We start from the raw sequence: 12,341 nt of genomic DNA, 5'->3' as shown, positions 1-12,341 counted from the left end.
GTCGCGCCGCGGCTTGCGCTGCGTGCCGCCGCCTCTTACCGTCAGTGCTTTCGCAATACTCAGGGAACCCTTCGATGAAACCCTTGTTTGTCGCGCTGGCGCTTGCGCTGGCCGGTACGTCCGCCGTGGCCGCCGATGTCGAGAACCATGGTCCCCACCCCTTCAATATCCGCGACCTGGTGATGATGGACCGCGTCGGCGATCCGCAGCTTTCCCCGGACGGCAGGTATGCCCTCTATACCGTGCGCGCCACCGATTACGTGGCCAACAAGGGCGTGACCTCGATCTACCTGCTCGATCTCAGCAAGGGCGGCGAGCCGGTCAAGGTGGTGGACAAGGCGTCGTCCCCGCGTTGGGCGGTAGATGGCACGGCCTTCTACTATCTCGCGGCAAAGGACGGCGTCACACAGCTATGGCATCACTCGCTGGATGCTTCCTTGCCGGCTGTCCAGGTGACGCATGCGCCCATCGACGTGGATGGCTACAAGCTCTCCCCGGATGGCAAGAAGGTGCTGCTCGATTTTGGTGTATTCACAGATTGCGCCGACCTGGCCTGCACCAAGGAGCGGCTGGATGGCCGTGCCGCGGACAAGGCTTCGGGCACCGTCTACGACAAGCTGTTCGTGCGCCATTGGGATACCTGGGCGGACGGTCGCCGCGCGCAGCTGTTCATCGCCGACCTGGATAACCCGTCGGAACAGCCGCAGTTGCTGACCCGCGGCATCGATGGCGACGTGCCCAGCAAGCCGTTTGGCGACGAGGGCGAATACAGCTTCTCGCCCGATGGCAAGACGGTCTATTTCGACGTGCGCATTGCCGGCAAGTCCGAGCCGTGGTCGACCAACTTCGATATCTACAGTGTACCGGTCGATGGTTCGGCTGCGCCGCGCAATCTCACGGCGGACAACCCCGCCTGGGACGCCGATCCGGTGCCGTCGCCGGATGGCAAGACGCTGTACTACCTGGCGATGAAGACGCCGGTATCCGAGGCCGACCGTTTCGGCATCATGGCGCTGGATCTGGCCAGTGGGCAGCGGCGCGAAGTGGCGCCGGGCTGGGACCGCTCCGCCGGTGGGCTGCAGATTTCCACGGACGGCAAGACGCTCTACGCCACGGCGGACGACAACGGCCAACATCCCCTGTTCGCCATCGATGCCGCCACCGGCAAGGTCGCCACGCTGGTTTCCCATGGTGAGGTGGGGGCTTATGCGGTAGGCAAGAACAGGCTGCTGGTACAGCGCGACGACCTCAAGCGCCCGGCGGATCTCTACCTGGCGGATCTGCAGGGCAAGGGCCTCAAGCAGGTGACGCACTACAACGCCAAGCGCCTGAAGAACGTGCAGATGGGCGAGCCCGAGTTCTTCACCTTCAAGGGTTGGAACGACGAGACGGTGCAGGGCTACGTAGTCAAGCCGGCCAACTACAAGTCGGGCAAGAAATACCCCGTGGCCTTCATCATCCATGGTGGCCCGCAGGGCGCGATGAACGATAGCTGGAGCTATCGCTGGAATCCGCAGACCTATGCGGGCCAGGGCTTCGCCGTGGTCACCATCAACTTCCACGGCTCCACCGGCTATGGCCAGGCGTTCACCGACTCCATCTCGGGCGACTGGGGCGGCAAGCCGTTGGAAGACCTCAAGGCAGGCTGGAAGGCAGCCCTTTCCAAGTACAGTTTCCTGGACGGCGACCGCGCCTGTGCGCTGGGTGCAAGCTACGGCGGCTACATGATCTACTGGATCGCCGGCGTGTGGAACGAGCCGTGGAAGTGCCTGGTCGATCATGATGGCGTGTTCGATGCCCGTGCCATGTACTACGACACCGAGGAACTGTGGTTCGAGGAGCGCGAGAACGGCGGCACGCAGTACGAGCACCCGGAAAACTACGAGCGCTTCAATCCCATCGATCACGTGAAGGACTGGCGCGTGCCGATGCTGGTGGTCCATTCGGCGCAGGACTTCCGCATTCCCGATACGCAGGGCCTGGGCGCGTTCACCGCGCTGCAGCGCCGCGGCATCCCCAGCAAGCTGCTGCATTTCCCGGACGAGAACCATTGGGTGCTCAAGCCGCAGAACAGCGTGCAGTGGCACGAGACGGTGAATGCGTGGTTGAAGCAGTGGACGGATGTGGCGCCGGCGTCGCATTGACCGAGCTTAGATCCTGACTCCCTCCCCTGCGTGTCCCGAAAAGGGACTCCCTACGGTCGCAGGGGAGGGTTGGGGTGGGGTTATGCTTTTAAAGCCACTTCGCCCGCTTGAGGAAGAAATAGATGCTGCTCACCAAGGCGGCCACCACGCCGATGATCAGGGGATAAGCCCAAGGCTTGCTGAGCTCGGGCATATGCGTGAAGTTCATGCCGTACCAGCTGGTGATCAGCGTGGGCGCCGCCAGCATCGCCGCATAGCCGGCCAGCCGCTTCATCACTTCGTTCTGCCCGAACGTCACCAGCGACAAGTTGACGTTGATGGCGGCGGCCAGCATCTCGCGCATCGCGCTGATCGACTCGTTCACACGGAATACGTGGTCGTAGACGTCGCGGAAGTAGGCGCGTATTTCATCGGGGATCAGCTGTGGATGCAGGCGTACCAGCTGGCTGATGATGTCCTGCAGCGGCGCCACGGCCAGCCGCAGCGTCATTAGGTCGCGCTGCATGTCGTACAGGCGGCGGACGGTGCTGCGCTTGAACGTGTCGGAGAAGATGTCCTTCTCCAGCTCCTGCAACTCTTCGCGGAAGTCGCGCACGATGGGCAGCAGGTTGTCCACGATGAAGTCGAGCACGCCGTAGAGGCCATAGCTCGGTCCCAGCGCAAGCAGTTCCGGCGTGTGTTCGCAGTTGCGTCGTGCCGGCGCATAGGATAGCGATGCGCCGTGGCGCACGGTGACCAGGTAGCGTGCACCCAGGAAGACATGTGTCTCGCCGAAGGCGATATTGCCGCTTACCAATTGAGCGGTCTGCACCACGATGAACAGCGAATCCCCGTAGGTCTCGATCTTGGTGCGCTGGTGGGCGTGTTGTGCGTCCTCGATGGCCAGGTCGTGCAGGTCGAACTCTTCCTGGATCTTGGCCAGCAGGCTTTCGTCAGGCTCATGCAGCCCCACCCAGACGAAGGTGTCCGGCTCTTTCAGCACCTCGCTGATATCGTCCAGGTGAATGTCGCCGATGCGCTGGCCGTCGAAACGGTAGGCCACGCAGTTGATCACCATGGATCCGCCAGCAGTCTGGTTGGGTGGCATGCTAAGGGACGGGGAGGGCATGGGAGTCATGATGCCTATCCATGGTTGGCGAAGGCAATGGCGTATTTGTGTCAGCTGTAGCGGCGCGGAGCAAAGGTGGCCGTTATCATCGGCCTATTCAGGAGCGGGGACCAGGGATTCATGAAGACAGTCGATTACCGTTTGGGGTATCGGGGCGATATCGAAGGACTGCGTGCATTGGCGATATTGCTGGTGATCGCGGCTCATGCGGGAGTGCCCTGGCTTGCCGGTGGCTTCGTGGGTGTGGACATATTTTTTGTCCTTTCAGGGTTCCTGATTACTGGGTTGCTAGTACGCGAAATTGCCTCGACGGGGCGGTTGGCATTCGGTGCTTTCTACTTGCGGCGCTTACGGCGGCTGTTACCCGCACTGGTATGCATGCTCGCGGTCGTCTCATGGGCGGGAGCCATGGTGCTGGCGCCCGGCGAGCAGATGGAGCAAGCGCGTACGGCAACCATGGCGGCCCTATGGTTGAGCAACATCCATTTTTCACTGGCTCATCTTGATTACTTTGCCGCCGGTGCTGACAGCAACCTTTTCTTGCATACTTGGTCGCTAGGGGTCGAAGAGCAGTTCTATCTAGTATGGCCGGCCCTGCTGTTTTGGGCGGCCGGGCGACAGGAAAGCACGTCAAGCGCTGGCCGTTTGAAGATGGCATTGCTCATAGTGGCCATCCTGAGCCTGTTCGGTTGCCTTTGGCTTACGCCTTCGCTTCCCCAGTTCGCTTTCTACATGATGCCTATGCGCGCCTGGCAATTTGCGGCGGGTGGCTTGATCTGGCTCTACGGTGAGAGCAAAGCACAATCGCTGAATGACCAAATCTTGCCAGTTAACAGCACTATTCGTGTTTGGTCCGGTTGGCTGGGACTGGCTGCCATTCTCGGTGCCGGGATCACCTTCAATACTTCGATGTCCTACCCGGGATGGCGTGCCCTCCTGCCTACCTTAGGGACGGCAGCCATGGTTTGGGCGGGCTTCGGTGGCCAGCCGGCAGGAGTTGCCAGCCTTTTGTCATCCAGGCCACTGCAGGCCATCGGCAAGGTGTCCTATTCCTGGTACCTGTGGCATTGGCCAGCGCTTCTGCTGGCTTATGCCACCACCGGCTCCCATGGTCCATGGATACGTGCTTCCGCTGTGCTTGCCTCCCTGGGACTTGCCGTTTTGTCATATCGATTCGTCGAATCGCCTATTCGGCACCAGGGTTATTGGCTTAAACATGGTCGCGCCGCGCTGGCAGGAGGTGTAGCTGCCATGTTCGTGGTCAGCATGCTGATGATGCACTGGTATACGAGGGCCTTGGTGGAGGCGCAATCGCCGCAGTTGCAGCGCTATGTGAAGGCACGTACAGATGCGCCGGTCATTTACAGCATGGGTTGCGATGATTGGTATCGTAGTGACCGGGTTGCAATGTGCATGTTTGGTCAAAAGAATGCCAAGCATACAGCGGTGTTGATGGGCGACAGTACTGCGGGGCAATGGTCTCCGACTCTTGCGGAGATTTTTATGCGTCCTGACTGGCGCTTGATTGTGCTCACCAAGTCATCTTGCCCGATGGTGGATGTGGAATTTTTTGATAGTCGTCTAGGACGCAACTTCACTGAATGTACGAGTTGGCGGACGAATGCGATAGAGCAGATCGCTTCGCTTAAGCCTGATATTGTCGTTCTTGGGTCGGTGGCGACAAGTGGATTTACGCGAGACCAATGGATTGACGGAACGGCGAAAGTTTTGACAAGACTTAGCCCCGCAGTAGGGCGTATCTACATGTTGCGCGGTACGCCGCATCTTTCCTTTGATGGCCCTAGTTGTTTGGCAGCCAACGAATCCCGTCCGATCTGGCTGCGAACGCCGCAAGCGTGTGCCATGTCATCTCGTGAAGAACACGCGCAACATGTCTTTGATTGGTTGAGTGAGACAGCCGCTCGTTTCGTCAATGTTCAAATGATTGATATGAATGATGCAATTTGCCCAGATGGGTTGTGTAATGCTGAGCTGCATGGCCACATTATCTTTAGAGACTCGCAGCACCTGACGGCCAGCTTTGCCCAATCGCTGGCGCCAGAATTGATGAAACGGATGAATGTGCCCGATCTAACTGACTTGCCAGCAAGCAACGAGACAACACTCCGTGGCAATTAGCTAGGCTGGCGGTGACGCAGGCCCCATGCCAGCGCCAGCCAGCACGGCAGCGCGAACAGCAGCCAGGGCTGGTTCTGCTGTACGACGCCGGGTAGCAGGTGCAGCAGGATGGCGGCGAGGGTGGCCAGCAGTTGCAGGATGACGAGGACGTCGATTCGCCGGCTGGGGGCGGTGCCGCGTCGTGAGCGCCACAGGGCCGGCAGCAGGGCGAAGGCCAGCGGGTTGAACAACAGCAGGTTGGCGTTGGCCCAGGCGGAGTGGTGCGTGGTGAGCGTCCACAACACCAGCAGGGCAATGCCCACCAGGCCCGCCAGCACGAGGTAGAGCGAGCCGAGCAGGGCGTAGATGGTGGGAAGGAAGCGGCGTGCCGCCGCCAGCAGGGCGGCGAAGGCCAGGCCTGCGATGCCCAGCGGCAGGCGCAGGTCCGGCGCGGTTTCCGGGGGCGGGACGAGGTGGTTGGGTGACAGTACCTTTTCGTCCTGCACCAGTGGGTGCGTGGCGCCGCTGGCGTCCTTCACGGTGACGTGGCGCATCTCGGACTGCAGCACCATCGGCAGGAAGCTTTCCTGCCAGGCGGTGAGCGGCTGGTCCGCATAGGGGCCCAGGCCAAGATCGAGGATCAGCATCAGCCACGCCTGCTGGCTCATCAGGCGTGCGGTCTGCTGGCGGTAGGTCATACCGCCAGGGCGTGCTTCCAGCTGTTGCTTGAGCAGGCCGCCCAGGGCCTTGTCCAAAGCGTCGCGCACGCGCGTGGCGCAGTTGTCGGCGTAGTAGTCGTAGTCGTAGCGGACGTTTTCCGGACGCAGGTTCCACAGCAGGAAGTCGCGCAGGTCGGCGGCCTGAGCTGGCGTGAAGGCGAGCGGTTGGCGCGTGACCGAGCGGCCGACCTGCACGTAGTACTGCTGGTCCACCTCGGTGGGCGCGGCATCCATCAGGTAGTGCATGCGGCCGGCGGCGAAATGCAGCAGGAAGCCCTTTTCGTCGAAGTCGAACACGCCGTAGTTGAACGTGACCGATTCGCCGCTCGCGCTGTCGCGCAGCTCGATGGCGTCATGGCCGAAGCGCTCCCAGTAGGTGTCGCCCGGACCGTAGGTGATCAGCGAAACTTCCAGGCTCGCGCCGGGCGCGTTGGCCACGCCCGCCTGCGCATACAGGGGCCAGCCCAGCAAAAGCAGCGCGAAAACGATGAAAAAACGCTGCCAGGCCGATGCGAACGCTGGCTTCCTGCCGGGATGGCGCACGCTCAGCCTTCCTGCTGGCGGGAGACGCGGAAGGCCTGCACGCGCCGCTCGTCCGCCTCGGTGACGTGGAACAGGTAGCCGCCGATGGCGATCTCCTCGCCGACTTCCGGCAGATGGCCGAACTCGGAGGTGCACATGCCGCCGACGGTGTCGAATTCCTCGTCGGAGAAGTTCGCGCCGGTCTGCTCGTTGAAGTCGGCGATCGGGGTGAGCGCGCTGACGATCCAGCCGCCGCCGGATTGCTCGTGCATCAGCGAAGGTTCTTCCTCGTCGTCGTGCTCGTCGTCGATTTCGCCGACGATCTGTTCGAGCACGTCCTCGATGGTGATCAGGCCGGCGACGCCGCCGTATTCGTCCACCACCAGCGCCATGTGGTTGCGCGTGTGGCGGAATTCCGCCAGCAGCACGTTCAGGCGCATGGATTCGGGAATCAGCACGGCGGGACGCAGCACGGTGCCGATGTCGAAGTGGTCGCCGTCGCCGACGAACTTCAGCAGGTCCTTGGCCAGCAGGATGCCTAGGATCTCGTCCTTGTCCTCGCCGTGCACGGGGAAGCGCGAATGGCCGGATTCGACCACCGTGTCGAGGATCTCGCGCAACGGAGCCTCGGCGGAGAGCATCACGATCTGGGCGCGCGGCACCATCACGTCGTCCACGCTCAGTTCGGTGACCTTGATCGCACCCTCCACCATGGTGAGGGTGTCGATGGACATCAGGCCATTGACCTGGGCGGCGCGCAGCTCTTCGATGAGCTCCTTCCGGTTGCGCGGCTCGCCGGAAAACAGGTGGCCCAGTCGATCCCACCAGCTGCGGTGGGCCGGGCCGCTGGTACTGCCAGGGTCCTCGTTCATTACTCTTGTAGGTTCTGCCCGGAACCGGGCGGAATCAAGAGTCTAGCGGAAAAATCGTGACGATTCAGGAACAAGGCGCCTGGTGCGTCGGGCTAGCGGGTGGCAGGGGCCGTGGCCGATGGCGCCGCTGCCCTGCCGAGGCTGGCCGTGGTGGCCTGCGCCGGGTCCCAGCCGCCACCCAGGGCCTTGTAGAGATTGACCTGGTTCACGGCCTGGTCGAGCTGCAGGCTGACCAGCTTCTGCTGGGCGGCGTAGAGCGAGCGCTGCGCGTCCTGGGTGGCGATGTAGTCGTCCAGGCCTTCCTGGAAACGTACCTGCGAGATCGCATAGACGTGCTGGGACTGGTCCACCAGTGCCTGCTGCGCCTTCAGCTCCGGTACGATGTGGTCGCGCACGGCCAACGCGTCGGCCACCTCGCGGAAGGCCTGCTGCACCGTGCCCTCGTAGGCGGCGGTGGCGCCGCTGTAGCGGGCCTTGCTGGCGGACAGCTCGTTCTTGTTCCGCCCCCAGTCCAGCAGCGGCATCGTCGCCGAGGCGCCGGCGTTCCAGGCCGCGGAGCCGGCGCTGAACAGGTTGGACAGGCCGCTGCTCAGCACGCCCAGCGCGGCGGTGAGCGCGATATTGGGGAAGAACGCGGCGCGGGCGCGGCCGATGTCCGCATTGGCCGCGCGCAGCCGGTCCTCGGCGGCGAGGATGTCCGGACGACGGTCCAGCAGCGAGGAAGGCAAGCCGGCCGGCACGTCGGTGAGCAGCGGCGCCTGCCACAGGCTGGGCATGGCGTAGCTGGGCGGCAGCGGTTGCCCGATCAGTACGGCGAGGCCATTGATGTCCTTGGCGATGCGCGTGCGCATGTCCTCCACGTCCACCTGGGCGGTGTTCACCTGGGTCTGCGAACGGCGCATGTCGAACTCGGATACGCCGCCGTCGCGATAGGCCTTCTGCATCACGTTGGCGTGCTGTTGCTGGGCATCCAGCGTCTGCTGGGCGAGTTGCAGCAAGGCGCGATCGGCATTGAGGGTGAGGTAGGCGTTGGCGACTTCGCCGATCAGCGCGATGCGCGCCGCCTGGTAGTCGGCGGCGCTGGCCTCGGCCAGCTTGCCCGACTCGTGCGCGGTGGCGCGCTGGCGGCCGAAGAAATCCAGCTCGTAGTTGGTCATGCCAGCCTGCACCTGGTAGGTGTTGAAGGTCGTGGCGTTGTCGCGGGGGTTCTGGATCGGGCCGAGCAGGCCATTGGCAGGCTGCTGGGTCATGCCCGGCAGGCGCTGCCGGCCAGCGTAGCCCTGCAGGTCGATGGGCGGGAACAGGCTGGCGCGCGCCACGCCATAGCTGGCGCGTGCCTCGGCCATGTTGGCCGCGGCCATGCGCAGGTCGCGGTTGTTTTCCAGGGCGATGTCGATCAGGCGCTGCAGCGCCGGGTCCTTGAAGAAGGCATGCCAATCCGGGGCCGGCGCCTGGGCGGCGGTTTCGGTGGCCGCGCCGTGCGAGGGGTAGTCGTTGGGCACGGGCATGGCCGGGCGCTGGTAGGCGGGTTCCATCGTGCAGCCGGCCAGCAGGCAGCCGGCAAGGGAGGCGGGCAGGATCCATGGCTTCATGGCGTGTCTCCGGATCAACGCGGCGGATGGGACAGGCCGGCCAGGCGTACTAACTGGAGGAAGGCGCGTAGCGGGCGGGCCTTGACGGCGATGTTGTGCGGCGCCTGGCTGAAGATCAGGGCGATCAGGCGGTGGCGCAGGGTCTCGTCGGTCTCGAAGCGCACGCACAGGCGGCGCTTGCTGTGCCGGGCCACGCGGGCGGGTACCCAGCCCACCTCGGGCACCAGCACGCGCAGTCGCTCGCCGGGCGCGGGCATCAGCGGACCGCGCCGCAGGGCGGCGCCGTCCAACGAGATATCGATGAACTCGCTGGTTTCCTCATGGGTGCCCGCGCGCCAACGCGCCGCGTGCTGGAAGGGAAAGCGTTCCTCGCGCCTGGGGCGTGGCAAGTCCACGCAGGCCATGATGGCGGCCAGGTCCAGTACCAGGGCGATCAGTGTCCAGCCCAGGTTGAACACGGTGTCGCCGTTCATGTCGGCATTCATCACCGTATTCACCGCGCCGGCCTGCAGGCACAGCATCAAGGCGATGAAGAAGCCGGCAAGCTTCCAATGCACCACCACCTTGCTGCGGTCCAGCCCTTTGGCGGTCACCTTGAATGGACGTCCGAACGGACGGAAGCAGGCGGAGACGATGGTCATGGTCACGGCATAGGCCGCCACCAGCTGGGTCACCTCGGTAAAGACCGGCAGCGTCTTGCGCTCGGTGATCCACGGCCCGTAGAACCAGAAGCCGACCAGCGCGGGAAGTCCATAGAACAGGAAGGCTTCCGGCGTGGTGTAGAACGCGGCGATGCCGAAGTACCAGTACAACACCGGCGCTACCAGCATCATCAGCAGGAACGGCTTGCCGAACCAGTGCAGCATGCCGTGCACGTAGTGCAGGCGGTCGATGAGGGTGTAGCCCGGGCCGCGCAGCGGGCCGTCCTTGAGCATCGCCACCTGCATGGTGCCCAGGCACCAGCGGCCGCGCTGGTTGATGTATTCGACCAGGCCCTCGGCGGAAAGGCCCACGGACAGGCGCTCGTTGAGCCAGCGCGTGATATGGCCGCTCTTGCGCAGCAGGTAGGTGGTGTGGATGTCCTCGCACACGCTGTCGGTGGGAAAGCCGCCGGCCTCGGTGATCGCCCGGCGCGACACCACGAACGAGGTGCCGACGCAGAACGCCGAATCCCACGCGTCGCGCGAGGGCTGGAACACGTCGAAGAACACGCGCTGCTCGTCCACCCAGCTGTCCGTGGCGCCCAGGTTGTGCTGGATCGGATCGGCGTTGTAGTAAAACTGCGGCGTCTGCACCAGCGCGACCTTGGGCTCGGCGAACAGGCCGAGCACGCGGTAGAGGATGTTCTTCTGCGGCGCGAAGTCCGCATCCAGCACCAGGATGTAGGGCGCATTGGTGCAGTGGGCGGAGAGCTTCAGCCCGTTATTGAGGTTGCCGGCCTTGGCGTGGGTGTTGTCGGGGCGCCGGGCGTAATGCACGTCCAGCGCGGCGCAGCGGTCGCGCAGCCAGTCACGTCGCGTGTCGTCCAGCACCCACACGTTCACGTGCGGGTAGTCGATCGCCTTGGCCGCGACGATGGTCTTTTCCAGGATCTGCCAGTCTTCGTTGTAGGTAGCGATGAATACGTCCACCGCCGGTACGCGCGCGCCCGCCGCGCGCAGTCGCGCCTCGCCGGCATCGGCCTGGGGACGGCTGTCGCGTCGGCGCACCATCACCGCGATCGCCGCCAGCGTGTAGATGATCGAGACCATCTCGAACGCATAGAACGCATAGGCCCACACGCTGGCGAGGCCATGGTCGGGATCGGGCAGCGTCTCTCCCGTGCGCCAGAGCGCATAGCGCAGCAGCAAGGCGCCGGAGAACACGCCGAACACGAGGCGGTCGAGCGGGCGGTGGGGACTGGCGAAGCGCGCCATCGCCACGCTGAACAGCAAGGTGAGGCCGATGACCTCGAGCATCGCCAACGGGTCGATGGGAACACTCATGGCGCGTTCTCCGCATGGACGATGGCATGGCCGGTGAACGGGTTCCACCCCTTGGCGGCGAGCGCAGCCCAGGCGGTCGCGCCCAGGTGGGGCTGATGGTAGTAGTAGAAGTCGGCGTAGGTGGACGTGGGGCCGATCGCGAAATCCGTGGTGATGCGAGGCTGCGGCGTGGCGTAGAGCATGCCGCCGGGGCCGCGCTGGCCGGCCAGCAGGCGCCATAGCGTGTCGGGCACCGGCTTGCCTTCGGCCTGCAGGGCGGTGGCGACCTGCGCGCTGCCCTCGGTCCAGATGCCGTCGGGTTGGCGGCGATAGCCATAGCCGTCGCCGCTGCGATGCTGGGTGTCGACCCACGTCCATACCTGGCTCCATTCGGCCGGGTGCGGGACGAATGCCAGCAGCGGCCAGACCTGTGCATCCAGTCCCGACTTGTCGCGCGAGATTGTCTTGCCGTCGTCCAGCGTGCCGACCAGGAAGCGGTGCCCGGCGCTGTCCCACATCGCCTTGACGAAGTCGCCCGCCACCTGCGCCTGTTGCGTGAGCCCGGCATCGCCGGCCTCGCGGCCGGCCCATGTGGCGGCCGCATAGACGTCCACGTTGTGCTCGGTGGCTTTCCAGTGCTGCGCGCGCTGGGCGTTGTCGTAGCCGAACAGGCCACCTTCGTAGGCGGCGGGCGAGCTGCCTGCGGCGTGCTGCTGGATCCAGTGCAATTGCGCGACGGCGGCATCCAGGTAGCGCCGGTCGTGGCTGCCCTCGTAGACGGTGAGCCACAGCAGCGCGGCCCAGGCGACATTGCCGGTGGCGGTGCCTACCTGATAGGGATCCTGGCTCCAATAATTGCCCTGGCTTTCCCAGTAGCCGGGCAGCTCGACCTTGCCGCCGTTGGCGCCGCCGCCGCGATAGGCGTTGCGCAAGCGTCCGTCCTTGAAGCTGGGATCGTGCGCGGCCGCCAGCAGCAGCGCATCGGCGATGCGTCGCGCCTGCGCGGTCTCGCCGCAGGCGACCAGCGCGATTCCGGCCAGCGCGTTGTCGTAGACGAACGCCACGTTCTCCAGCGCACGCACCGAACCGGGCTGCAGGTCGGGATAGCTCGGCAGCAGCATCGGGCCATCGCCGGGCATGGCCATCGCCGCCGAACGCAAGGCCGCGCAGCTGCTGTCGGCCAATTGCTGCCGGGCCGCATCGGCCGGAAACGCCGCGCGGGGCAACGTCATCGACAGCATCAATCCCAGGCAGGCGAGGTGGCGCCATCGAAAGGACATGTCCGTCTCCATGTTCGGCCCC

At 64.4% G+C, this 12,341-nt stretch carries 8 protein-coding genes; 2 read left to right on the top strand and 6 right to left on the bottom strand.

What is annotated here, in order from left to right; all coding sequences use genetic code 11:
* The first annotated feature begins 74 nt into the window (after nt 1-74).
* Entirely contained in the window at nt 75-2,144 is a 2,070-nt protein-coding gene (locus tag MJ605_RS11950) for a S9 family peptidase (protein WP_243041751.1), read from the top strand.
* Between the two features lie 88 nt (nt 2,145-2,232).
* Here the strand turns inward: MJ605_RS11950 and corA are convergent, their stop codons facing one another.
* On the bottom strand, nt 2,233-3,261 hold the full coding sequence (corA, locus tag MJ605_RS11945) for a magnesium/cobalt transporter CorA (protein ID WP_243041750.1): 1,029 nt from the start codon (nt 3,259-3,261) through the stop codon (nt 2,233-2,235).
* 111 nt (nt 3,262-3,372) lie between these two features.
* Between corA and MJ605_RS11940 the strand changes: the two genes are divergently transcribed.
* Nucleotides 3,373-5,391, top strand: coding sequence for an acyltransferase family protein (locus MJ605_RS11940; RefSeq protein ID WP_243041749.1), 2,019 nt, complete (start codon nt 3,373-3,375; stop codon nt 5,389-5,391).
* Here the strand turns inward: MJ605_RS11940 and MJ605_RS11935 are convergent.
* The 5 genes from MJ605_RS11935 to MJ605_RS11915 form a co-directional block, all read right to left on the bottom strand.
* Entirely contained in the window at nt 5,388-6,560 is a 1,173-nt protein-coding gene (locus MJ605_RS11935; protein WP_243041748.1) for a lipoprotein N-acyltransferase Lnb domain-containing protein, read from the bottom strand. The genes MJ605_RS11940 and MJ605_RS11935 overlap by 4 nt on opposite strands.
* A gap of 74 nt (nt 6,561-6,634) precedes the next feature.
* Nucleotides 6,635-7,483, bottom strand: a complete 849-nt coding sequence (locus tag MJ605_RS11930; protein WP_243041747.1) for a CorC family transporter — start codon at nt 7,481-7,483, stop codon at nt 6,635-6,637.
* 92 nt (nt 7,484-7,575) lie between these two features.
* Complete coding sequence (locus MJ605_RS11925) at nt 7,576-9,075, bottom strand: efflux transporter outer membrane subunit (protein WP_243041746.1); 1,500 nt, start codon at nt 9,073-9,075, stop codon at nt 7,576-7,578.
* Nucleotides 9,076-9,089: 14 nt separating this feature from the next.
* A complete protein-coding gene (locus tag MJ605_RS11920; RefSeq protein WP_243041745.1) occupies nt 9,090-11,060 on the bottom strand; it encodes a glycosyltransferase family 2 protein in 1,971 nt (656 codons plus the stop codon).
* Nucleotides 11,057-12,319 (bottom strand): hypothetical protein, encoded by a 1,263-nt coding sequence (locus MJ605_RS11915; RefSeq protein ID WP_243041744.1) that lies wholly within the window; start codon nt 12,317-12,319, stop codon nt 11,057-11,059. Before MJ605_RS11915 ends, MJ605_RS11920 begins: the two co-directional genes overlap by 4 nt.
* Nucleotides 12,320-12,341 lie beyond the last annotated feature (22 nt).

Origin of the sequence: Dyella sedimenti (assembly GCF_022760995.1) — a bacterium.
In the GTDB taxonomy this organism is placed as follows: Bacteria; Pseudomonadota; Gammaproteobacteria; order Xanthomonadales; family Rhodanobacteraceae; genus Dyella; species Dyella sedimenti.
Note: the sequence above shows the minus strand (reverse complement) of the source record. Positions and strands in the feature narration are given on the sequence as shown.